At 58.4% G+C, this 22,705-nt stretch carries 19 protein-coding genes and 3 pseudogenes; 13 read left to right on the forward strand and 9 right to left on the reverse strand.

Annotated features, from left to right (window positions below; translation table 11 throughout):
* The first annotated feature begins 103 nt into the window (after positions 1 to 103).
* The 12 genes and pseudogenes from ACKLLE_RS02035 to ACKLLE_RS02090 all read left to right on the forward strand — a co-directional run bounded on the left by ACKLLE_RS02035 (position 104) and on the right by ACKLLE_RS02090 (position 12,657).
* On the forward strand, positions 104 to 3,145 hold the full coding sequence (locus ACKLLE_RS02035; protein WP_420056605.1) for an SIR2 family protein: 3,042 nt from the start codon (positions 104 to 106) through the stop codon (positions 3,143 to 3,145).
* A gap of 258 nt (positions 3,146 to 3,403) precedes the next feature.
* Positions 3,404 to 5,380: a protein kinase domain-containing protein gene (locus tag ACKLLE_RS02040; RefSeq protein WP_420056606.1), complete on the forward strand. Its 1,977-nt coding sequence runs from the start codon at positions 3,404 to 3,406 to the stop codon at positions 5,378 to 5,380.
* A gap of 21 nt (positions 5,381 to 5,401) precedes the next feature.
* Positions 5,402 to 6,076, forward strand: coding sequence for a VWA domain-containing protein (locus tag ACKLLE_RS02045; protein ID WP_196136949.1), 675 nt, complete (start codon positions 5,402 to 5,404; stop codon positions 6,074 to 6,076).
* A 3-nt stretch (positions 6,077 to 6,079) separates the two neighbouring features.
* Positions 6,080 to 6,871 carry a PP2C family serine/threonine-protein phosphatase gene (locus tag ACKLLE_RS02050; protein ID WP_420056607.1) on the forward strand — a complete coding sequence of 264 codons (792 nt, stop codon included), beginning with the start codon at positions 6,080 to 6,082 and terminating at the stop codon, positions 6,869 to 6,871.
* Positions 6,872 to 6,948: 77 nt separating this feature from the next.
* Positions 6,949 to 7,146 (forward strand): annotated as a pseudogene (locus tag ACKLLE_RS02055) (type II toxin-antitoxin system PrlF family antitoxin); the annotation flags it as partial.
* A pseudogene (locus tag ACKLLE_RS02060) lies at positions 7,146 to 7,602 on the forward strand (type II toxin-antitoxin system YhaV family toxin). The pseudogenes ACKLLE_RS02055 and ACKLLE_RS02060, both read left to right, overlap by 1 nt.
* Before the next feature lie 405 nt (positions 7,603 to 8,007).
* Complete coding sequence (hxsD, locus tag ACKLLE_RS02065; RefSeq protein ID WP_420056608.1) at positions 8,008 to 8,307, forward strand: His-Xaa-Ser system protein HxsD; 300 nt, start codon at positions 8,008 to 8,010, stop codon at positions 8,305 to 8,307.
* On the forward strand, positions 8,304 to 9,791 hold the full coding sequence (gene hxsB / locus ACKLLE_RS02070; protein ID WP_420056609.1) for a His-Xaa-Ser system radical SAM maturase HxsB: 1,488 nt from the start codon (positions 8,304 to 8,306) through the stop codon (positions 9,789 to 9,791). Before hxsD ends, hxsB begins: the two co-directional genes overlap by 4 nt.
* Complete coding sequence (gene hxsC / locus ACKLLE_RS02075; RefSeq protein ID WP_420056610.1) at positions 9,791 to 11,026, forward strand: His-Xaa-Ser system radical SAM maturase HxsC; 1,236 nt, start codon at positions 9,791 to 9,793, stop codon at positions 11,024 to 11,026. Before hxsB ends, hxsC begins: the two co-directional genes overlap by 1 nt.
* Complete coding sequence (gene hxsA, locus ACKLLE_RS02080) at positions 11,023 to 11,628, forward strand: His-Xaa-Ser repeat protein HxsA (protein ID WP_420056611.1); 606 nt, start codon at positions 11,023 to 11,025, stop codon at positions 11,626 to 11,628. The genes hxsC and hxsA overlap by 4 nt, the downstream gene beginning before the upstream one ends.
* Positions 11,629 to 11,878: 250 nt before the next feature.
* A complete protein-coding gene (locus ACKLLE_RS02085) occupies positions 11,879 to 12,196 on the forward strand; it encodes a type II toxin-antitoxin system PrlF family antitoxin (protein ID WP_420056612.1) in 318 nt (105 codons plus the stop codon).
* Positions 12,196 to 12,657: a type II toxin-antitoxin system YhaV family toxin gene (locus ACKLLE_RS02090; protein ID WP_420056613.1), complete on the forward strand. Its 462-nt coding sequence runs from the start codon at positions 12,196 to 12,198 to the stop codon at positions 12,655 to 12,657. The genes ACKLLE_RS02085 and ACKLLE_RS02090 overlap by 1 nt, the downstream gene beginning before the upstream one ends.
* Before the next feature lie 205 nt (positions 12,658 to 12,862).
* Here ACKLLE_RS02090 and ACKLLE_RS02095 read toward each other — a convergent pair whose 3' ends face one another.
* Positions 12,863 to 13,810, reverse strand: coding sequence for a GlxA family transcriptional regulator (locus ACKLLE_RS02095; protein WP_420056614.1), 948 nt, complete (start codon positions 13,808 to 13,810; stop codon positions 12,863 to 12,865).
* Positions 13,811 to 13,917: 107 nt separating this feature from the next.
* On the opposite strand from ACKLLE_RS02095, the gene ACKLLE_RS02100 reads away from it, so the two are divergent.
* Entirely contained in the window at positions 13,918 to 14,715 is a 798-nt protein-coding gene (locus tag ACKLLE_RS02100) for an SDR family NAD(P)-dependent oxidoreductase (RefSeq protein WP_420056615.1), read from the forward strand.
* Positions 14,716 to 14,779: 64 nt separating this feature from the next.
* On the opposite strand, the gene ACKLLE_RS02105 is transcribed toward ACKLLE_RS02100, so the two are convergent.
* The 8 genes and pseudogenes from ACKLLE_RS02105 to ACKLLE_RS02140 all read right to left on the reverse strand — a co-directional run bounded on the left by ACKLLE_RS02105 (position 14,780) and on the right by ACKLLE_RS02140 (position 22,696).
* Positions 14,780 to 15,331, reverse strand: coding sequence for a methyl-accepting chemotaxis protein (locus ACKLLE_RS02105; RefSeq protein WP_420056673.1), 552 nt, complete (start codon positions 15,329 to 15,331; stop codon positions 14,780 to 14,782).
* A gap of 312 nt (positions 15,332 to 15,643) precedes the next feature.
* Positions 15,644 to 16,666: pseudogene (locus ACKLLE_RS02110) on the reverse strand (HAMP domain-containing protein); the annotation flags it as partial.
* Positions 16,667 to 16,767: 101 nt separating this feature from the next.
* Positions 16,768 to 17,487, reverse strand: a complete 720-nt coding sequence (locus tag ACKLLE_RS02115) for an ABC transporter ATP-binding protein (RefSeq protein WP_420056616.1) — start codon at positions 17,485 to 17,487, stop codon at positions 16,768 to 16,770.
* Complete coding sequence (locus ACKLLE_RS02120) at positions 17,484 to 18,284, reverse strand: ABC transporter ATP-binding protein (RefSeq protein ID WP_420056617.1); 801 nt, start codon at positions 18,282 to 18,284, stop codon at positions 17,484 to 17,486. The genes ACKLLE_RS02115 and ACKLLE_RS02120 overlap by 4 nt, the downstream gene beginning before the upstream one ends.
* The gene (locus ACKLLE_RS02125; protein WP_420056618.1) at positions 18,281 to 19,147 is read right to left on the reverse strand and encodes a branched-chain amino acid ABC transporter permease; all 867 of its coding nucleotides are present in this window, start codon (positions 19,145 to 19,147) and stop codon (positions 18,281 to 18,283) included. Before ACKLLE_RS02125 ends, ACKLLE_RS02120 begins: the two co-directional genes overlap by 4 nt.
* A complete protein-coding gene (locus tag ACKLLE_RS02130) occupies positions 19,140 to 20,033 on the reverse strand; it encodes a branched-chain amino acid ABC transporter permease (RefSeq protein WP_420056619.1) in 894 nt (297 codons plus the stop codon). The genes ACKLLE_RS02125 and ACKLLE_RS02130 overlap by 8 nt, the downstream gene beginning before the upstream one ends.
* Before the next feature lie 62 nt (positions 20,034 to 20,095).
* On the reverse strand, positions 20,096 to 21,214 hold the full coding sequence (locus ACKLLE_RS02135) for an ABC transporter substrate-binding protein (protein WP_420056620.1): 1,119 nt from the start codon (positions 21,212 to 21,214) through the stop codon (positions 20,096 to 20,098).
* Between the two features lie 192 nt (positions 21,215 to 21,406).
* Positions 21,407 to 22,696, reverse strand: coding sequence for an OprD family porin (locus ACKLLE_RS02140; RefSeq protein WP_420056621.1), 1,290 nt, complete (start codon positions 22,694 to 22,696; stop codon positions 21,407 to 21,409).
* Between the last annotated feature and the right edge of the window lie 9 nt (positions 22,697 to 22,705).

A 22,705-nucleotide genomic window follows, 5' to 3' on the forward strand; every position in this document is an offset into this window, starting at 1 on the left:
ACGCCTATGGCCAGTCGTTAGTCGGCCACCTTGAAATGTTAGGGCAACGGCGACCTGCATGAACGCTCACTCATTTCCTTCAATTTTCTCTCGGATCTCTCACATGGACATGAATCACCCTGCGGTTGAGTTGGAAGCGGCAATAAAGCGAATCAAACCCACTAAGGACACCATCCTTGTGATCGGAACAGGATTGAGCATGGCGCTGACCAACGGTGACTACAAACAATTGTCCTGGATTGGATTGATTCGCAGTGGCTTCAGCTATGCAGTAGATCTCGACAAGATCACGCAAACCAAAGCTGATACCTGGCTCGCTCTTCTGGAAGGTGCTCCCAGCACAACTGAGATACTTCACGTGGCGGGACTTCTGTCGGATATCCTGTCGGAAGGAGACGCCTTTGACTACACCGCCTGGCTCAAGAAAGAGTTCGGTGAAATCGAGGTGCGCAACAATGAGTTAGCCGCAACCATCAAAGCCTTGTCCGAAGCTGGCGTTAAGATTTGCACCCTCAATTACGACTCGCTTCTAGAGGACGTCACCACACTCATGCCCGTTTACATGTCCGACTCGGATGAGGTCATTGAGTGGTTCAAAGGTGACCGAAAGGGGATCCTGCACCTGCATGGGCACTGGAAGAAACCTACTTCGTGTATCCTTAGCAAACAGAACTATCAGGATACGATAAAAAGCAGCACTCGCAATTTCTTCCAGCAGCATCTTACCGTCTTCCAAAACCTGGTCTTTGTTGGCTGCGGCGGTACTTTCGAGGATCCAAACTTCGACAAAACACTAGGCTGGCTCAGGGAGGAGCTCCAATCTACCAAACCGGCGACGTTTGCTCTCGTAAAAAACTCAGAGGTAAACAAGCGTAAAGCAGATCCGGCCTGGAAAAATATAGTGGAACCCGTCGGCTTTGGTTCCGAGCATTCAAGCTTGCACCCTTTTCTACACGGTCTGTTCGCGCACCTGCTCGATCAAAGCCCTCCGACGTACCCCGACCTCACCGGCAGCAATCCGATCCAGCGGATGGAGCAAGGAGAGAAAGCTGCAAGCTTGGATGCCATCCATTTCACTCTGACGCCGTCGCCACAAGCCGAAGGAGTGAGGCACGGGGAAAACTATCAAGCAGAGCAACTCCTAAAAAACCATCGGCGCCTATGGTTGGCCGCAGATTGGGGCATGGGTGAAGAGGAGTTCGTAGCTGCACTGATTCAGCGTGCGTCAACTAAACCACCTAAAGTCTACGCAGTAAACATCGGTAATTTCATCGACAAATCCTCGTTCACCAGTCAGATCGAGGAACTGATCGGGGACTCCTTTGCCTCCTTCTGCAGTTCGTTAGCGCTGGTAGAGCATCCCTATCTTATTCTCAAAGATGCTCCTTTTGACTCCAGCACAGACAAGGGCAAGCTGCATTCTGAACTGCGGGGTATCACTGATATTCTGACATCGTACTGCCCAAGCCTAAAGATCATTGTAATCAGTCGCACGTTGCCCGATTGGCGACATGAAGCCGTTGAATTGACTTCACTAGATGGCGCAGATACCAGAGCGTACATTGAATTGCACCCGCTCTATCAAGGCGGCCTGGGCAACGATGACTTTACCCAGCTCCATGAGCACACCACTGGTGTTCCCCAGCTGATCAAGGAAGCCCTAGGTAAGCTGGTGGTAGCATCGCTGGAAGACGTTATCAGTGAACGCAGCGGATCGCGGGTCAATTTAGCAGGCCGGTTTAGCGATTCCATCAAAGCGCTGGCAACTTCCCAGGAAATCGAAAAACGCTACGCCTTCTCCCTACTGAAAAGCTTATCGGTTTTCCCATACGGCGAGTATCTGGAGAACATCAAGCGCGTTGACAGAACCAAGAAATATACGATCGCCCACGTGGTCATCCTCCAGCGCGAAGGTTTCATCTACGTCGAGGATCAGGACAAACTTGGCCACACAGGTACCCGCGGATCCAAAAAAAGGCTGATCGTCACTCGCGCGGTACGGCAGTGGCTCATTCAGGAAACGAAGCCTAAAGAAGTCGCCAAGATTAATAACCAAGCGTACAAGCTCTATTTCGGCGACGACTGGGAGGTGCAAAAGCCAAGCTTCCACCTGATCTTCAAAGCCAGTGACATCACCGAAAAATCATCGGAAATCAATAATGCAAAATACTTCATTGTTGAAATTGTTGCTGAGGGCGCGAAAAATCCGCGGTGGCGTACCGTGGGCATTGACCTAGCCTCTCAATTTTGCGCAACCGTGAGCAAGAAATCGTATTACAAGGTCGTACAAGATCTCTACATCTCATTGAAACCCATGCTCGATGATAATGAAAAGAAGCATCTGTATTGGTATTTCATTTATCAATGCGCTCAGTCATTAAGAATGTTTGACTCCAAGGCAGCCAAGGACGAGGCATTGCAAATGCTGCTGGATTGCCTCGAACATTTGAAAGAGCCTAAATTAGAAGGCTCGATAAAACTGCATATTTCGATGATTTACTCCGCTCGCAAAGACCATAAGAATGCTTTGGAATACGCCACTCAAGCGGAGAAACTGACGAAGGGCAGCATTGCCATGCAAGCGGCGCATATTGCGCTCAAGAACAGCAATCTAGCCACCAAAGAAGCCGAGATTTCGAAAATTCAGGCAAAAGCAAAAACTAAAGCTAGCACGCTCTATTCGAATATCGCATTGGATCGTGCGGAAGAATTGGCCGAAGACCAGGCCAAGGTCGATGCCTTAAAAGCTATCGTTGATTACTGCCATGAGCACAAAGATCTTTACAACCACATTCGCGCCACTCTTGCCCATGCGGATACGCTACTCCAGGTGAAAGGCTCTTTGGAATCTAAGGAAATCTCGGCCCTCATCAGTATTTACCACCACTTGCACCATGACAACCTGAGCAACCTACACGAAAAGTGCCACCGAGTGCTTTGGGGAGCATTCGAGCGCAACAATGACTTCATCAACCTGCTACAACTATTTAAATATAGTTCACTTTATTGGCGCCTCAGGGACAATCAGAAACCCGAATTGGACGCAATCGAAAAGTTCAGGGCTTTGAGCCTGCCGTCGTCCCTTCCAGAGCGAGACCCGGCCACGTCCTATTACTATGGTCGTCTCGCAACAATAGACAATTAACGTCGAAGGGGCGACGCAGCCCTACCACTCATGGTGAAGAAAAAATGGAGCAGAAGGCGTGAGCGCCGAAGCGAAGCTGGCCCGCAAAGCTCAAAATGTGACAAGGGTCACAAAACAGCGAGGGCTGAGCACCTCTGACATCAAAGTGCCCAGATCACACGCTCTATCTCGAGGGTATCGAGGTATGCTCAACCCCCGCGTGCGCCAGCGAGATCACGCCAAAGCCTAAGCTTTATGACGGAACCAAGAATCCAGAAAGTGCTGATTGATGCAGGGGTGTTACTTGACCACCCGGACATCATCTCCAGCATCCGTAACAAACACAATGTGCCGATTCTGTTAGCGGAAGCGATACCGATCCTGATTGACTATCGGACGCAGCCTTCCGCTCAGGGCCGCAATGCCGAGCGCGTACTGAGCCAGATCCAAGGTACCCATGCTTCGCAAGCGAAGGCGTTCCCAACCAAAGAACCGATCTTCGAAGGCGACTTGCTCGCTGAGTTCATCTTTGACGGTGACCCGGCCTACATCCTCAAGCGCCAGACATTCGCAGCCCAAAGCGCTGCGGGTCGACTCTTGGAGGTGGCCAATCAATACGGCATGACGCTAGTCACATGTGACGACCATTTGTTGGCCCAAGCGAAAGCCAACGGTGTGCCCTGTCACAAGTGGCCATCCACAACGCCCGCTCGACAGACCACGATGAAACCTGTTGCTGCTTCCCCCTCAGTTGAGCTGACGCCATTCACCCTACACCGAACTCCCAAGAGCGTGGCAATGCAACGCTTGCCCTGCAAAGCACTGCCAGGCGTTGGGGAAGTGGTAACGACACCTGCCGGGAAGGCTCTGAAGCTGACTAAGCAGATCAGCCAAGGTGGCGAAGGCGTTATTTACGCAACTTCAAACCCTGGCCTGGTCTGCAAGATTTACCACGCGGAAGAGCTCACCGTGTTCAGGCGTAAAAAGATCGAGCTGATGGTTACCAGGAGGATCGAGCGCCCAGGCATCTGCTGGCCGACAGATGCGGTGTTCAATCAACACTCGGAGTTCGTGGGGTATCTGATGCCCATGGCGCAGGGCAAAACATTGTTCTCAGGCGTTTTCGTCAAGCCTGAGTTCTTGATCAATTTCCCAAGTTGGGGTCGGATTGACCTGCTCAATCTGTGCTTGGCCTTCCTCGAACACATTCGCTACCTACACAGCATGAATATCCTCGTGGGGGATATTAACCCCCACAACTTGTTGGTCACCCAGGACAGCAAGAAGCTATGGATGGTCGATACGGACAGTTTTCAGATCGAAGGATTTCCGTGTCCTGTCGGTACCGTCACGTTTACAGCCCCAGAAATTCAGAACGTCGACTACAAAACGTTCATGCGCACCAAGGAGCATGAGCTTTTCGCCGTGGCCACGATGCTGTTCATGATTCTGTTTCCAGGTAAGCCACCCTATGCCCAGCAAAATGGTGGGACACTGGCGGAAAACATCAAGGCTAAGAATTTTCCGTATCGCGATTTCGACGACAAGGAAAATTTCTCAGGGGAGAATGCTCCAGAAGGCATCTGGCAGTCCATCTGGAACCATTTGAAACGTGATGTTCGTGTTGCTTTTCAGCATACGTTCCGCGAGAGGAAACACGTCTCGCTAGAGGAATGGATCAAGCTACTTAGCCGATATCGCTACAACGTGGCGAGCAAGTACTTCGGGAACGAAGTCTTCCCGACTTCCTTTTATTTTATCCGGGATCCGATCCAGGTCGCCTGTGGCAGGTGCAACAAGACGATCACAGCCTCAAAAAACCTCGTCGACAAGAAGGCGCTAAAAGGTCACAAGGTCTGGTGCCAGGACTGCCACAAAAAACACAGACTCACGCGCATGGCTCGGGAAAGCTACGAGAAGGGTCAGCAAGCTGAGCGCAATAATCAAGGCCGCCCAACACCTCCGCCGCCGATCACTCGGCCTGTCGTGTCGCCTCGTCCAGTTCCCGCTCAGCCACAACCTCGACCTCAGCCGACGGCGCAAGCTCAAGCGGCGCAGAGCCGTCCGGTGCAGGCACAACCACCTCGCCATCAGCTCCAGCAAACTAGCCCAACGCAGAACAATCGCCCCCATTCACCTGCTCAGCCGCAACGCCCGGCGCCCCAGAGTGTCCGCTCGCAGTCCCAGACAGGTAGGCGCAAATCCAAAGTAGCGGTCTTTCTGGGCAAGCTATGGCGCGCCCTCTTTTCCAACTGAAGCACCGATAGGAGATCAATCGTGGACGACGACTTCATCCTCAGCCAAGAAGACTTGGTAGATAATCCGACAGCGAGGGTACCCATCTGCCTGGTATTGGATGTGAGCGGTTCTATGGCCGGGGAGCCTATTCGCGAGCTCCAAGCTGGTGTGCAGATGTTTTACGAGGCAATCCGGGAGGATGAGGTTGCCCGGCACGCCGCAGAGATCAGCATCGTTACTTTCGGCAGTGAAGCGAAACGAACGGTCGAATTCATGGCGATAGGCCGTCAGGATGTGCCTGCCCTAGTTGCCGAAGGCACGACGGCCATGGGCCAAGGCGTGAACCTCGCTCTGGATCTGCTCGAAGTGCGCAAGGAAGATTACAAGCGCGCCGGCGTCGACTATTTCCAACCCTGGATGGTCATCATGACTGACGGTGAACCTACGGACGATATCAGTCGTACAAGCCAGCGTGTGCGCGCCCTGTGCGAGAGCAAGAAGCTGACGGTGTTCCCGATTGCGATAGGTGCGGCTGCGAATCTGGAAACGCTGGGAATGCTGTCTCCCGGACGCCCTCCGTTGCGACTCAAAGCGCTTAACTTCAAAGAGTTCTTCCTCTGGTTGAGCCGCAGTGTTTCACGTGCGTCGCAATCAACGCCTGGTGAAAAAGTGATTTTGGATACGGCAGGCATCGCCGCTTGGGGGCAGCTGTAAAATATGTCTGAAACGAGCCGCAGCTACATCTATCGGACATCATGTGGGCAGCACACAGGACGGTCGCACATCCTGAGTGGATTGCCATGTCAGGATTACGCTGCGGCTCGCACTCAGCAGGATTTCGCGTGCATTGCTCTGGCCGACGGTGCTGGCTCGAAAACCCACTCAGCAGATGGTGCACGTGCGGTGGTGAAAGCTGTGATGCGTGCATTGGCTGATCGCTTCGAGGAGCTGTGGACGCTGTCTCAAGACGATCCAGCCGAGGCGTGCGCGGAACTACTAACGGGTTGTCGGAGCGCTTTGGAACGGCAAGCTATCAGGTTGTGCTGCGAGTATTCGGAGCTAGCCAGCACCTTGTTATTCGTCGCCCATTCCAAGGGTCGATACCTTGCCGGTCATGTGGGGGATGGTTGCGTTGTACATCAGCAAGAGGATGGGCAGATAGCCGTTCTGTCACACCCTGAAAACGGCGAATACACCAACACAACCTTTTTCATGACTGACAAAACCGTGGAGCAGCACTTCCGGCTCTACCGCGGAGAATGTGGCCTAGGTTCAGGGTTTGTAATCATGAGCGACGGTACAGCCGAAAGCCTGTATCGAAGAGCCGACAGATCACCTGCCACTGCAGCGGTAGGCAAGATCATCGCGTGGTGCTGCACGGCATCAGCGAAGAAAATGAGAGACGCGCTGACGGCTAATCTGGAAAATTCTTTTGCCTCCAAAACCACCGATGACTGTTCCATCGCTGTCCTTTCCTTGACGACCTTAACGAGATCTGCGAGCGCCTAACGGCGCTTGGCTCCATCTTGCCCAGTGTCTCCGCCCCGCCTATGCTTGATCAGCATAAAACCGAGATTGACCATGAAGGATTATTCCTCGTCAGCCGCGTAGACGCCATCCACGAAGACCCTGCCATCGATGCATTCCTGGGTTTGCTGGAGGCTGACATCCGAAGCGGACGCAACCTCACCACCCTGCTGGAGGATTTGGCGCAAACCATGCTCGCCAACGCAAACCACTCCGTAAACCTGGACGAAGAGATCGACGGTGAGGTCGCGATCTGATGGTGCGACATGGCTGGACTGTTGTTCCATGAAGGTGTGACTTTACAGCTACGCAAATTGCAAGAAGCCGCAGCCCGAGCCTAGCAGAACGACTCGCAAGGCTTTGAGAGCAACGCCAATGTCAAGCTGTTTCGGGCATTGAGCCATCTGATCATAGAGGCTATGCCTGCCGACCCGGGCCGTGATGAGTTCCGCCAAGGCAACACCCTGGGCACCACCTACCGACAATGGCGGGCAAAAATCGGCAGGAGCTTTCGGCTGTTCTTTCGCTACGACTCAAAATCCAAGGTCATCGTCTATACATGGATCAACGACGAAAATACCCTACGATCCGCAGGCATCAAATCCGATCCCTACGCCGTATTCGAGAAGATGCAGAGCCGCAGAAACCCTCCTGATGACTGGGATGCGCTGACGGCTGCGACGCGTAGCGACTGGGACGAGCCCAAAGCATAAGTTGCGCGACTGGGTGAGGGATTGCACGTTTGAAACCGCCCTCTCGTTGCGTCCACCGAAGTCCACTCGTAGCTGCTGTAAAAAGGGGTACATCTGGGGGTACAAAACCAATTCCCCATTCATAACCTTCTGATTTATATGAATGTCCAAATGTTCTTCGGCGACCCTGAGAGTCTTTAGATCTCCTCGGGCAGACTTTTCATCTCATCATTTCTGGGCTTTTCATGGGCTATGGAAATCCATTCACTTCCAGACGATTGCTACCTTGGGGGTATATCTGAGGGCATGAGCACGCCATCTCCCACGCTGAGCAAATGTGTGCAAATGTAAAAAATTATGATGGCATAATGCCTCGTTAATCGGCAAAATCCACACGTTCCCAAAGGATTTGAAGGACCGGTTCCGATGACATGGCCAGTCACACTGAAACTCGACAGCGCAGCCTACCCGCTCAGCGTGGTGCAACGCGCCGCTTATTCCCTGGCCGACATTGTCACGATCCAAGTCGGCATTGAAGCCAATCAGATAAGCCTCACGGCCCTCCCCGCTGAAGTAAGGCTGACGCTTTCCCCGGAGCAGGCTCACTCGCTAATCATCCAGCATCTGAACGACTTCGCCCTACGCGACCATATCAACCGCGAAACAGCAGGGTTGCGCGAAGTACTGGCCCAAGCTGCGCTCGCTGGATGTGGAATTTCCCAGTGACACTGATTGCGACAGACGCTAACCACTACCGCTTGCTGCCTTTTCGATTCATGCGCATGAATACGGGAAATGACCGTGACATCCTGCTCACGTCCGATACCGGTGAGTACATGCACGTGAGCGAATTACAGTTACGAGCTCTCAGTTACTTCGACGTTCAAGCAAATACGCCTTTTTACAAGGACCTACTGGCCCGCCACTTCATCTACGAACCAGGCCGCCACGATCCCTTCCCGGAAATGGCTGCGCAGTATCGTAGCCGCAAGGACTTCCTTTTCCAGGGGCCTGCACTGCACTTATTCGTGGTTACATTGCGCTGCAACCATACTTGCCAGTACTGCCAAGTGTCGCGGGCCCCTCTGGGAGGATCCGGCCACGACTTATCGGAAGCGGATGCACAAGCTGCGGTTGATCGCCTGTTCGAATCGAACGCTCCCGCCCTGACTGTGGAGTTTCAGGGTGGCGAGCCGCTTTTGGCCTTCGAGCGCGTCCGCCAGATTGTCGAATGGGTCGTTGAACGAAACGTGGTCGAACAACGGGATATACAGTTCGTCATCACCACCACGCTGCACCACCTGACGGAGGAAATACTCGACTTCGCAGAACAACATCGCATCCAGTTCTCGACCTCGCTCGATGGGCCGGCGGCCTTGCACAACGCCAACCGCCCTACCCCGTCACGAGACTCCTACGAACGCACTGTAAAGGGGATCCAGTGGGTCCGTGAGCGCCTTGGCCATGATGCAGTTTCCGCGCTGACCACGCTGACCTCAAGAAGCCTCGAACAACCTGAAGCGATCATCGACGAGTATGTAAGCCAGCGCTTCTCCAGCATCTCGCTTCGACCTCTGAGCCCTTATGGGTTTGCCACCAAGAGTGCCCATCGACTTGATTACCCTATTGAGCGATACCTGGCCTTCTACAAGAAGGCACTGGCCTATTTGCTGCGTATCAACCAACAGGGCGTATACCTCTCGGAGAGTTATACAAGCCTGCTGCTGAAAAACATCCTTACACCTTTCTCCTCCGGCTACGTAGACCTGCGATCCCCTGCTGGGGCTGGCACTGCAGCGTTGGTTTACAACTATGACGGTTACGTTTATCCCTCGGACGAAGCCCGAATGCTGCTGGAAATGGGTGAAGACGGCTTGAGACTTGGCACCGTGCACCAGCCCTTGTCGGAGTTACTCGCATCGCCAGTTATGAGTGCGTTGCTCGCCAGTGGTGTAGCAGAGACGCTGCCGGGCTGCTCCGACTGCGCACTTGTCCCGTACTGTGGTGCTGACCCCATCGAGCACTATGCGCGCCAAGCTGATCCGATCGGACACCGAGTGTTCAGCAGCTTCTGCAAGAAGAACATGGGGCTTCTGAAGCATCTATTCAGTCTGCTTTACGATGGCAACGATAACGTGCAGAGGGTGCTGCTGTCTTGGTTGAACAGGCGCTCTTACAGCGATGTCCGGTTCCCGGGTTACAGGGGTTGATGGCGATGCTGCGCAAAGATACCCACTTCGAAATCCATCACCTGAATGAGCCGAAACTGCTCAAGGTCATCACGCTAGATGAGTTCATCGAACAAGGCCTAGCTGTTTGTGCCGGAAGCGCTGGGTTCGGTGATCTGCTGCTTTGGCTGTCAAACGAAGAACGGCTACGGAGCCCACATCTGCTCTCATTACCAGTGGGTGGATTCCTGATCCCGGAACCATTGATCGGCGACTTCGACAGCGCACGGCCCTATCTGCACACGCCCAAAGATGCGGATGTCGTGCAGCCCGGAGACGTCATTGCCATCACGCCAGGCAACACGTTGGTGCGAGTACTCTATCGACGAGGCTCAGACAGCAACCTGCTGTTCATGACCGATCGTTGCAACAGCCTCTGTCTGATGTGCTCGCAGCCACCCAAAGATATCGATGACCGTTGGCACATCGAGGAGAACCTACGGCTGATCGACCTGATGGACACGGGCGAGGAAAACCTGGGAATCAGCGGCGGAGAACCAACGCTATATCGCGACGGCCTGCTGGAGATCCTGGCCAAGTGCAAAGCCGTTTTGCCGCAGAAATCCATTCATGTGCTCAGCAACGGGCGGCTGTTCCAAGACCCGAGCTGGATCGCAGCGCTCTCTGCCATCGGTCACCCTCAATTGAGCTGGGGCATCCCGTTGTATGCCGACAATGCCGAAGACCATGACCATGTGGTACAGGCTCCAGGCGCGTTCAGCGAAACCCTGCAAGGTCTTTACAACCTGACCCGCGCCAACCAGATCATCGAGATACGCGTGGTGCTCAATCGCCTGACCACGCCACGCTTGCCCGAGCTCGCCCACTACGTATTCAGGAACTTGCCCTTCGTGCGACATGTTGCGCTGATGGGTATTGAAAGTACCGGCCTGGCCAGGAAGCACTACGAAGAACTGTGGATTGACCCGCTGGACTATCAAGAGTCGTTGAGCCAGGCCGTGTATTTCCTGTTCAACCGCGGGGTGCCGGTTTCGATCTACAACTTGCCCCTGTGCCTGATCCCGACACACCTCTCGCGTTTCGCCCGCCAGAGCATCTCGGACTGGAAGAACCTGTTCATCGATACTTGCCAGCAATGCGCTGCCATCAAACAGTGCTCTGGCTTTTTCAAATCCCACACCGACCGCTGGCAGAGCCGCGGCGTAAAACCACTATCGACCGAGGCATTTAGTGCCTATGCAAGGAGTGCACAGTGAAATTGCTCGACCGCTGGAAAGTCCTGATCAGTGGGATCAGCTTGCTGCCAATGGCAAGTACCACCCTGGCACAAGTGGGTCCTATGCCGCTCGCCGATGCAAACTGGCAACCCAACGACAATCTACAGCCCCCGGTATTTGCCGATACGCTGAATGCACCAGACACCGTCAACATCTATGCTGCGCATCGCTCGCACAGTTCACACCGGTCCCACAGTTCGCACAGTTCTCACTACAGCGGCTCGGGTGGCTATAGCGCACCTCGCTACTACAATCCCCCTGCGGCCAGCACCCGAAGCTACAGCCCATCGAGTGCACCCAGCACACCAAGCAGCAACAGCCTTTATCAGTCGTCTGGCACTACCCCTGGGGCAAGCTCGAACACGTCAAAGAGCCGCGCGACCAATGAGCAGAAAAGTAACCTGGTCACCCGTGTGCAGACTGCGCTGATGGTGCGTCAGTATTACCAAGGCGCCATTGATGGGGTGATGGGCAAAGCGACGCGTGGTGCGTTGATGGCCTTCCAGATGGACAGTGGGCTGACAGTCAATGGCAGGATGGATACACCATCGCTGAATGCGTTGGGGATCAAAATTCCTTGAGTCGCTTGGGGTTGAAGCAAGCGTACGTTCAACAACGCACGAATTATCCCGTGCTGCACAACAATCAAGTCGGCAACACTCGCTTAGAGGTTGCTCGACCACCTGCAAGATGATGCCCCGGGAGCTAGCGTAAGTAATCCTGAGGTGGTTGTTGAGCACCTGGCCCGCTTACGCTTGACGAGCAGAAGACCAAGTTGACCACGTAAGGACTATTCCTTACCATTCGATCAATCGACCCGGGAGACCACCCATGCCTGCCATCCACGAAATCGCCACATTGACCTCGAAGGGACAGATCACACTGCCCAAATCCGTTCGCCAACTATTGGGCCTCGACACTGGTAGCAAGATCGCATTCGACGTACGCGACGGGGAAGTCGTGGTCAGCCGCGTGGAAACCACCCACGAAGACCCTGCCATCGGTGCATTCCTGGGTTTGCTGGAGGCTGATATCCGAAGCGGCCGCAACCTCACCACTCTGCCGGAAGACTTGGCGCAAACCATGCTCGCCAATGCAAACCACTCCGTAAACCTGGACGAAGATATCGATGGTGAGGTCGCGATCTGATGCAGCGACATGGCTGGACACTGTTGTTCCATGAAGGTGTGACTTTACAGCTACGCAAATTGCAAGAAGCCGCCGCCCGAGCCGAGCAGAACGATCCGCAAGGTTTTGAGAGCAACGCCAACGTCAAGCTGTTTCGGGCATTGAGCCATCTGATCATGGAGGCTGTGCCTGCCAACCCAGGCCGTGATGATTTCCGCCAAGGCAACACGCTGGGCACCGCCTACCGACATTGGCGGCGGGCAAAAATCGGCAGGCGCTTTCGGCTGTTCTTTCGCTATGACTCAAGATCCAAAGTCATCGTCTATGCATGGGTCAACGACGAAAACACCCTACGGTCCGCAGGCAGCAAATCCGATCGCTACGCTGTCTTCGAGAAGATGCTGGGCCGCGGCAACCCTCCTGATGACTGGAATGCGCTGACTGCTGCGACGCGTAGCGACTGGGACGAGCCCAAAACGTAAGCGGCACGCTTTGGCGAGTGATAGCACGTTCAACACCGCCCTTCAGTGCGTCCACTATCGTCCACTCGTAACCACTGCAGAAAGGGGTACTTCTGGGGGTACAAATTCAATTTCCCGCTCATCACTTGTTGACTAGCATGGATGCCCACTGTTCTTTGGCGACCCTGACAATCTCTAGCAGCCCTCCATGAATGGCCCCTTGCCCTCACGCCCATACCCGCCGGGCATCCCTGCGCACAGCCTGCGGGGGCACGCCGTAACCACGAATGAAGACCTCGCGCAGATGCCGCCGGTCCCTGAAGCCGGCTTCCTTCGCCACCACGTCCAGGCTGTGCCGGCTCTGCTCGATCATCACCCGGGCCGCTTCAAGACGCAGCCTTTCCACGGCCTTGGCGGGTGATTGGCCGGTCTCGGCGGTGAATACCCGGGTAAATTGCCGGGGGCTCAGGTGCACGGCTTCGGCGAGTTCCTCGACACTCAAGGGCCGCCCCAGATTCCGGCGCGCGTAATCCAGTGCGGCCTGGATCCGGTCCGACTTCGGCGACAGCGTCAGCAGCTCGGAATGCTGGGATTGCCCCCCGGAGCGGCGCTGATACATGACCAGCTGGCGTGCCACCGACCTGGCCACCTCGTTTCCCAGATCCTTCTCCACCATGCCAAGTGCCATGTCCAGGGCGGCGGTCATGCCGGCGGATGTCCAGACCTGGCCATCCACGATGAAGATCCGGTCTTCCTCGACTTCGATTTTCGGATGCAGCTCACGCAGCTGTTTCGCATAGGCCCAGTGTGTGGTGGCCCTGCGGTGATCCAGGACACCTGCCTGGGCCAGGATGAAACCACCGGTACACAGGCCGGCGGTGCGGCGAGCGCCCTCGACGAAACCTCGCACGCTTTCCAGCACTTTCTCGCTCGGCGGCGTCAGCGGAGTCAGTGTTCCGGTGATCATCCAGGTGTCGGCCAAACCGGGAGCAGCCAACGGCAGCGTGTCCATATACATCCCGAGGGAGGAGCGCACCGTACCGCCATCGACGGAGAAATTCTGGATCCTGTAGATCGCTTCGCCGGCAACCATATTGGCGAACTCGAATACGGCCTGGGTCGCCAGTGACATGACCTGGAAACCATCGGTGAGCAGATAGCCGACACGGTGCATGGCGGAACTCCACGGTGTTGATGTCCTGAAAACGTAGCATATGCGTCGTTTAAGACAAAGGCGATCTTCTGCATCATGGCTTCACACCCAGCCAACGGAGCACGACCATGACCCCGCAATCCAAAGGCACCGCCCTCATTACCGGTGCATCCACCGGCATCGGTTCCATCTACGCGCAACGCCTTGCACACCGGGGTTACGACCTGGTGCTGGTGGCCCGTAATCACGAGCGCCTGAACACCCTTGCCAATCGCATCACCACGCAAACCCAACGCAACGTCGAGGTGTTTCCGGCCGACCTGGCCAACCCGGATGACCTGGCCAGGGTAGAAGGCAAGCTGCGCGAGGACGCCAGCATCACCCTGCTGGTGAACAACGCCGGCATCGGCACCCACACCAGCCTGCTGGAGAGCAACGTCGAGCGCATGGCCGAAATGATCACCCTCAACATCACCGCCCTGACCCGCCTCACCTATGCGGCCATTCCGGGGTTCGTGGCGCGCAAGCAAGGCGCCGTCATCAACATCTCCTCCATTGTCAGCCTGGCACCGGAGCTGCTCAACGGCGTGTACGGCGGCAGCAAGGCCTATGTCACCGCCTTTACCCGATCCTTGCACAAGGAACTGGCGGACCAGGGCATCAGGATCCAGGCCGTATTGCCGGGAGCCACCGCGACCGACTTCTGGCAGATCGGCGGCCTGCCCGTCGAGAACCTCGATCCGGGCATCGTGATGTCGGCTGAGGACCTGGTAGACGGCGCGCTGCAGGACTTCGACGACGAGGTATTGATCTCCATCCCCTCGATGCACGACCTGCAGCCGTTCGAACGCTATGAGGCCAGCCGGCAGGCGCTGTTCGATCAGTTGTCCAGCAACCGGCTTGCTCCACGCTATACCGCCAGGTGATCGTCACCAAGCAGGCAGCCGGCCCGGATGGCAAGGATCCGCAGCGACATGACAGGATCACCTGTCAATGCTCGATGCGGAAACTTGCCACCAGCTGGCGCAACTCACCCGACCTGGCGTCCATGGTCCTGCAAACGTCCATAGTGTGCTGTTGACCCACTTGAACGTGCTGGTTGAGCGTAGCGATTTCGCCGACTTCGCGACCGATCGATTCGACCACCGCGCGTTGCTGATCGGTGGCCGCAGCGACGGACTGGTTCATGTCATCGATATCGGCCAGGCGCTCGATCACGGCGTCGATATCCTTGCAAGCCTGGGCCATGACGCTGACGCTGAGTTCGGCGTGCTGATGACTGGTAACCATCGAGGCAATCGACGCTTGGGCGCCGCCCCGCAGAGACTCGATCATGGCATGGATCTCCTGTGTCGCTCCCTGGCTGCGATGTGCCAGTTGGCGCACCTCGTCCGCCACTACCGCAAAGCCTCGGCCGGACTCCCCTGCCCGCGCAGCTTCAATGGCTGCGTTGAGCGCCAGCAAATTGGTTTGCTGGGCGATGCTTTGAATCACTTCGAGGATGCTACCGATGGCTTCGGTCTGGTCCCCCAGTTGCTCCATGCTCGCGCGGGTGGTTTCAACCCTGGCCGCCAGCGCATCGAGTGCCGCGGCGCCATCGCCGAGAATACGCTGGCCCTGTTCGGCCTGGTTGCGCGCCGCGGCACTTTGCAGCGAAACATTGGCGGCGTTGCTGGCAATCTCCTGGGCGGCGGCCCCCAATTGTTCGATGGCAGCGGCCACCGTATCGCTGCGCTGCACCAGGTCGCTTGACTGGCGCAGGGTGGCCTGGCTGGCCTGGACGACGCTGCGCGAGCCTTCCTCGACGCCTACGCTGCCATTGGCGACCAGGCGGATGGTGCGCTGCATGCGCTCGACGAAAAGGTTGAAGGCCTGGGCCAACCGGGCCAGTTCGTCACGACCAGAGGCCGGCAGGCGCTGGGTCAGATCGCCCTCACCGGCGGCGATGTCCTGCATGGCGGCGATCATGCGCAGCAGCGGCTTCATCAGCAAACGCAGCAGCACGCCGAGGGCGAGCATCACCAGCAGCACCGACACCAGCATGGCGATCAATGCCGACTCACTGAAATCGCGCAGTTGCCGGTAGGCCAGGTCACGATCGACCGAAAGCCCGACATACCAGTCGGCACCCGGCAGCCCGGGTATCGGCACGAACGTGTCGATGCGAACCCGGCCATCGGCCTCGTGCTCTTGCAGATCACGGCTGACCTTCAGGGGCTGCGCCAGGTCAAGCTCGTCGAGACGACGGTTGATCAGGTCGGTCTGCGGGTGTACCAGGATCTTCCCGGCGCCATTGACCAGGTACGCATAGCCTTTGCCCTGCAGGTCGACGCTACCGATGATCTGCACCAGGGTGTCGATCGGCATTCCCGCCCCCACCGCGCCAAGCAACTCGCCGGCACGTACCACCGGGGCGGCGGCGGCCATGATCATTTCCTGGGTAGCGGCATTGATATAGGGCTCGGTGAGGACGCTGTCGTTGCGCGCCTGCACACGCTGGTACCAGTCGCGCTGGCGGGCATCATAGCCGGCGGGCATTTCCTGCTGCGGGCGAATGCTGAAGCTGCCATCGGCGCGCGCCAGGTACACCATGTTGAAGGTGTTCTTCAACACATCCTGGCCGAAGGCCTGCTCGACCGCCGCCTCGCTGGTGTCGGCGGCCAATCGTTGCGCCAGGCTTTCCACCAGCAGCACCCGCCCGCCAAGCCAGTTGTGGACGCTGTCGGCGGCCAGGGCACCCACCTCGCGCAACTGGCTTTGCAGCTCTCGAGCCAGCAACCGCTGTTGCCAGATGTAGTTGTACAGGGTGAACGAAGCGAAGGCACTGACCACCACCAGCGCAGCGGCCAACAGAATCTTGTGGCTGAATTTCATCATCAAGGCCTTAAAAAGGGCCGCGCAGGAAAACCCGCGCGGCCAAGCACGCTCTACGCCATTCGCGGCCCCAGGAGCACAAGATCGCGAATGCCGACAGAGTCTCAGGCGACCCGCCCGCCCAGGTACAGTTCGCTGACTTGCGGGTCATGCATCAGCTCCCGGGCATTGCCGGTCAACGCGACATTGCCCATGGACAGCACATAGGCGCGGTCGGAGATGCGCAGCGCCTCCATCGCGTTCTGCTCCACCATCAGGATGGTCACGCCTTCCTGGTCGCGGACCCGCTGGATGGCTTCGAACACTTCCAGCAGCACCTTGGGCGACAGCCCCGCCGAGGGTTCGTCGAGCAACAGCAGGCTTGGCCTGGGCATGAGCGCCCGGGCCAGAGCGAGGATCTGCCGCTCACCACCGGACATGGACGCCGCCGGCGCGTTGAACTTGCTGGCGAGGATCGGGTAGGCGGTGCACAGTTCATCGATACGTCGCTGGTTGTCCCGTGCGTGCTGGTAATGGCCGCCCACGTGGAGATTTTCGCGGACGCTCAGGCTGGCGAATACGTTGTCGGTCTGCGGCACGAAGCCAATCCCGCAGCGGCGGATCTTCTCGTGCACCGGCACCCGCGACATATCCTGCCCCCGCAGCAGGACCTGCCCCTTGCGCGGCAGCAGGTAGCCGGCGATGGTCTTGAGCAAGGTGCTCTTGCCGCAACCGTTGGGGCCCAGCAAGGTCACGATCTCCTTCTGCGCGGCATGCAGGGTCATGCCGCGCAGGATGTCCACCTCGGCGCTGTAGCCGGCGACGACGTCCTTCACTTCGATCATGGCGCATTTTCCTCAAGGGCTTGCGGAGTGTGGCGGCCACCCAGGTAGGCCTGGATCACCCGCGGGTTGGAGGCAAGTTTGTCCGGCCGGCAACTGGCGACGATCTCGCCGCGGTCCAGGACCACGCAGCGGCTGCACACATCGCGGATGAAGTGCATGTCATGCTCGACGATCACCAGCGTCATGCCCTGGGCATTGAGGCGCTTGAGCGCCTCGACAAGGTCACGCCGCAGGTTCGGGTGGACCCCGGCGGTAGGCTCGTCGAGCAGCACCAGCTCGGGCTCGCCCATCAAGGCGCAGACAATCCCCAGCAGTTTCTTTTGCCCACCCGACAGCGCCGAAGCCGGCAGGTCGCGTACCGGGCCGAGCAGCAACTCATCGATCAGCCGCCCGGCCTTGGCCCGAGCCTGTTCTTCGGCCCGGCGCAGCGCCGGAAGGCCGAGAAGCGTGGCGAACACACCATGCTGGCGAGTGCAGGCTGCCATCGCCACTTCCATGACCGACATCTTGCTGGGCATGGAAGGCAGCTGGAACGTCCGGGCAATGCCGTGACGGACGATACGATGTGCCTGCAACCGCTCGATACGCCGCGCCCCGAGCGCAATGGCGCCACCATCCACCGCTTCGAAACCGGTGATGCAGTTGAGCAAGGTGCTTTTGCCGGAACCGTTGGGACCAAGCAGGCCGACGATCTCGCCGCGCTGCACGTTGAAGCTCACGTCGCGCAGTACCTGGTTGCCGCCGAAGGCCTTGGCTACCGATTGCACACTGAGCAGGTATTCACGAGAAGCACTCATGGGATCTTCCTTGTTTTTTCAGGGATCAGACCCTCGCTGCGCCACATCAGGCAGGCCAGCAGGATCGCGCCGATCAGGCCCAGGCGCAGGGCGCCGGCCAGGTCGGAGCCAAGGCCCAGGTAATCCTTGGCGAACGGCACCAGGCTGTAGGCGGCCTGCACCAGCAACACCCCCAGCAGCACGCCGCGCAGGTTGCCCAGGCCACCGATCATCAACATGGTCCAGAGCAGGAACGTCTCGGAGGCGAGCAGGTAGTCGGGGCCGACATAGCTCATGAAGTGGGCGTACAACGAACCGGCGATGGCGGTCAGCGCGGCGCCGGACATGATCGCCCGCGACTTCAGCGAGGTCAGGTCGTAGCCCATGCACGCGGCCAGTTGCGGCTCCTCGCGCATCAGCCGCAGGGCGCGCCCGAAGCGGCCATCGCCAAGGCGCTGGCAAAGCAGCGTGGCGATGCCCAGCAGCACCAGCATCATCACCAGGAAACCGGCACCGTCGAACAGCGTGGGAATGGCGCCAATGCCTTGCGCACCACCGGTAAGCCAGCCCTCGTTGGTCGCCACCACACGCAGGATTTCGGCAATTGCCAGGGTGGCGATCCCCCAGTAGTCCGAAGCCAGCTTGCGCCCCAGGCGGGCCACGCACCCAGCCAGGCCCATGGCCAGAAGCACACCAACAGCCATGCCCAGCCATGGCGAATAACCCGCCTGGACCGCGATACCGGTGGCGTAGGCGCCGAGACCGGCGAAGGCGATGTGGCCGAAATTGAGCAGGCCGCCATAACCCGCCTGCAGGTTGAGCCCCAGCGCCATCAGGCCATAGAGGCTAGCGAACGTAAGCGCGGAAACCAGGAAATCAAACACGGCGCACCTCCCGGTCGAACAGGCCGTAAGGCTTGAACAGCAAGGCCAGCAGCAGGATCAGGAACGCCGCGCCGCTGATGTAGGACACGGGCAGGAAGGCAATTTCCCGACCCAGCAGCCAACCGAAGTTGAGGTTGGTGACCAGGGTTTCGGTAAAGGCGATCAACAAGGCACCGGCAACCGCCCCCATGGGGTTGCCAAGGCCACCGAGGATGGCCGCGGCGAACACCGGCAGAAGCAGGTCATGCCCCAGGTTGATATGGGCGCCTGTGGACAAGGCCAGCAGGCCGCCGCCCAGACCGGCGACCGCACCACTGGCGAAGGTCACCATCAGGGTGATCCGGGCAGCGTGCAGGCCGCTGGCGTTGGCCAGTGCCGGGTTGCCGGCCAGCGAGCGCATCGCACGCCCCAGGCGGGTATGGAACAGGGCCACGGTGAACGCTGCCAGGAGTACCAGGGTGGTGGCGAAGAAGTACAGCTGGGTATGGGTGATGCGTGCGTCGCCCAGGAGAATCGGTGCTTTCAGGGGTAGCTCGAACATCCGCGGGAAAGTACCCGCGCTGCCCTGGAGCGCGGCGACCAGCAGCATGGCGATGGCCAGCGAACCGATCATGGCGATGGCCGGACCGCTCTTGAGCAGACGCTGGAACACCAGGCGCTGCAGCACCAGGGTCAGGGCACCGACCAGCAGTGCGGCAAGCAGCAAGGCCAGCGGCAAGGGCGCGCCCATGGCGCCCAGGCCATAGGTCAGGTATGCACCCAGCATGGCGTATTGTACGTGGGCGATATTGGGAAACTTGACCAGGCCATAAACCAGGCTGAGGCCGAAGGCGATCAGCGCCAGGTCGGTTGCCCGCAGCAAGGTATCGATCAGGAACTGCAACATGGAAAACACTCCGCAAGAGCAGGCACAAGCCCGCCCGGCCAACCGGGCGGGGTATCGCGTACTTATCGAGGCACGACTTTGCCGCCGTCATACTTGAGCTTGGCGTAGGGCGGGTCGAGCCGCTGGCGGCCGTCGTCGAAGACTACCGTTCCGGTCACGCCGTCATAGCCCTTGCCCACCTCCTTGAGCGCGGCCTGTACTGCGGCCGGCTCGCGGCTGCCGGCCTTTTCGATCGCCTTGGCCGCCATCAGCACGGCGTCGTAGGCATAGCCGGTGTAGGAGGTCTTCATGCCTTCCTTGTACTTGGCTGCAAAGGCATCGGCGTAGGCCTTGCCGGCAGGCCCGACGACCGAACCGACTTCCATGCCCAACTGGCCCTGGGCGATGTTGGCCGGAGTGTCCGACAGGCTCATGGACAACAGGATCGCGTACCACGGCTGTTCCCGCAGCCCGAGCTCCAGGGCCTCGCGATTGATGACGGCAGACTCCTGCCCGTAGGCGGTGTAGATGTATGCGTCCGGTTTGCTGCGGGCGATCTGCTGCAGCTCGCGGCGGTAGGTTGACTGGCCGGCGGTGTAGAGCGTCTCGTTGACGATCTTGCCGCCCAGCTTTTCGAACTCGGCGCGAAAACCGTGGGCTACGCCCTGGCCGTAGGCATTGTTCGGGGCCAGGACGGCGACATTGCGAAAGCCCAGGTCCCAGGCATCCTGGGAAGAAAACCTGTTGCCCTTGTCCTCCAGACCGATCAGGTTGAACGAACTGCTGCCCAGGTCGCGGATCTTCACGCTGGTGCTGGCGATATTGATATGCACCACACCTTCTTTCACCAGGTACTGGCCCATCGGGATGCTGATACCCGACGAGTATTCGCCGATCACCACAGGCACCTTGTCAACGCTGACCAGCTTGCGGGCGGCGTTGATGGCGGTGGTGGGGTTGCCGCCGGAATCCTCGACGATGACCTGGAATGGCTTGCCGAGCACACCTCCGTCGGCGTTGACCTTGTCTTCAGCCAGCTTCACGGCGCGGCGCACGTCTTCGCCGACGGTGGCGTTGGCACCCGTCAGGGACAGCACGGCCCCCATCTGCACGGTCTCGGCGGCAGACGCAAAGGGTGCCGCCATGGCCAGGGTGAACAACATCGAAGTCGGGATAAGCATGGAGCGGAACTTGAAAGGCATAACTGTCTCCTTGGAATGATCGTGACGGCGTCGCCGTCGCTCACTGCGTCATGCAGCCCCCTGCACCAGCGGGGCAAAACAGCTCAAGCACCGATGCTCCCTGAGTCGCTCGTGGCAAATCACGGACGCACCGCTCCGGCCCTCCCGAGGGTTGCGGGAGGAGGAAGAATTCATCGCATCGCTTCGAAGCCCTTACCAGATCGGCAAGGTGTAGCTGACGGTCAGGCGGTTGTGGTCGATATCGCCCAGCACGTCGCTGCGCAGTACACCGTTGCGCCAGGCAACGCCCAGGCCTTTGAATGTTCCGCCCTGCACCACGTAGCTCAGGACGATGTCGCGCTCCCACTCTTCACGGTCGGAGCCGACGGCAGTCTTGATCTGGTCGCCCTTGAGCCAGGTGACGCTGGCGTTCAGGCCTGGTACGCCGAGCGCGGTGAAGTCGTAGGCGTAGCCGCCAAGGAGGGTGCGCTCACCGGCATAGGTGAAGTTCTGCACCAGGCTGTCGGTGATCACATAAGTGCTGGTACCACCTGCGCCCTCGTTCACCAGGCCGCCCTGGTTCAACTGGGTGAAGATGCTGTCGTCCGACACCTGCTGGTAACCCAGGGTCAGGGCATGGCCGCCCAGGGCATAGGTAAACCTGGCGCTCCAGGTCGAGTTGTCCAGTTCGCCGTCATTGCCGCTGCCATTGGTCGACGCCAGGTAGCCTGCGGCACGCTCGGCATTCTTGCCATCGGAGGTGGTGCGGAAGTAGCGCAGGTCGGTCTTGAGCACGCCCGGGCCCAGCGGCAGGCTGTGCAGCGCACCGAGGAAATGCTGGTCGTAATAATCTTCGAGGTTGGCGAAGTAATACTGCAGGGTCAGGTCCTTGATGCCCTTGTAGTCGCCGCCGGCAAAACGCAGGTGGTTGCTTTGCTGGCTGCCACCGGCGATGGCCATGCCAGTGAAGTTACTCGACATACGGCCGACCACATGCTCGATCTGACCACCCGTGAGGGTCAGGTTGTCGACCTCGTTGCTGGTGATCTGCCCGCCCTCGAACAGTTGCGGCAGCATGCGGCCGTCGTTCGACCAGAGGATCGGCAGCTTCGGCGTAAGGATGCCATAGCGGGCCTCGGTCCTGGAAAGGCGCACCTTGCCGGTCAGGCCACCGCGGCTGAAGTTGTCCACGGCCTCGCCATCGCTGTCGGCCGGGAAAATGGAGCGCGCACCCGGTGCATCGAGCTTCACGCCCAGGGTGTAGGTGGCATCGACCCCGACGCCGACCACGCCCTGGGTGAAACCGGACTGCACGTTGAGCAGGAAGGCCTGGCCCCACTCGTCCTGGGTCTGGGTGTCGGTGTCACGGAAATCGTGGTTGAAGTAGAAATTGCGCAGCTCGAGCTTGGCCGTGCTGTCCTCGATGAAACCTGCGGCAAGCGCCTGCCCGCCGAAACTCCCCGTGGCTGCAAGAATGGCCAGGTTCAATAGTTTTCTCTTCATGTGAAGCAA

The organism is Pseudomonas bharatica, from assembly GCF_048586865.1.
GTDB lineage: Bacteria > Pseudomonadota > Gammaproteobacteria > Pseudomonadales > Pseudomonadaceae > Aquipseudomonas > Aquipseudomonas bharatica.

Coding starts and splice junctions, on each gene's coding strand:
- ACKLLE_RS02035 (WP_420056605.1), top strand. CDS start 104: ATGGACATGAATCACCCTGCGGTTGAGTTGGAAGCGGCAATAAAGCGA.
- ACKLLE_RS02105 (WP_420056673.1), bottom strand. CDS start 15,331: ATGGAGCAACTGGGGGACCAGACCGAAGCCATCGGTAGCATCCTCGAA.
- ACKLLE_RS02085 (WP_420056612.1), top strand. CDS start 11,879: ATGCCTGCCATCCACGAAATCGCCACATTGACCTCGAAGGGACAGATC.
- ACKLLE_RS02135 (WP_420056620.1), bottom strand. CDS start 21,214: ATGCCTTTCAAGTTCCGCTCCATGCTTATCCCGACTTCGATGTTGTTC.
- ACKLLE_RS02130 (WP_420056619.1), bottom strand. CDS start 20,033: ATGTTGCAGTTCCTGATCGATACCTTGCTGCGGGCAACCGACCTGGCG.
- ACKLLE_RS02140 (WP_420056621.1), bottom strand. CDS start 22,696: ATGAAGAGAAAACTATTGAACCTGGCCATTCTTGCAGCCACGGGGAGT.
- ACKLLE_RS02090 (WP_420056613.1), top strand. CDS start 12,196: ATGCAGCGACATGGCTGGACACTGTTGTTCCATGAAGGTGTGACTTTA.
- ACKLLE_RS02115 (WP_420056616.1), bottom strand. CDS start 17,487: ATGATCGAAGTGAAGGACGTCGTCGCCGGCTACAGCGCCGAGGTGGAC.
- ACKLLE_RS02050 (WP_420056607.1), top strand. CDS start 6,080: ATGTCTGAAACGAGCCGCAGCTACATCTATCGGACATCATGTGGGCAG.
- ACKLLE_RS02120 (WP_420056617.1), bottom strand. CDS start 18,284: ATGAGTGCTTCTCGTGAATACCTGCTCAGTGTGCAATCGGTAGCCAAG.
- ACKLLE_RS02100 (WP_420056615.1), top strand. CDS start 13,918: ATGACCCCGCAATCCAAAGGCACCGCCCTCATTACCGGTGCATCCACC.
- hxsD (WP_420056608.1), top strand. CDS start 8,008: ATGACATGGCCAGTCACACTGAAACTCGACAGCGCAGCCTACCCGCTC.
- ACKLLE_RS02095 (WP_420056614.1), bottom strand. CDS start 13,810: ATGCACCGTGTCGGCTATCTGCTCACCGATGGTTTCCAGGTCATGTCA.
- hxsC (WP_420056610.1), top strand. CDS start 9,791: ATGGCGATGCTGCGCAAAGATACCCACTTCGAAATCCATCACCTGAAT.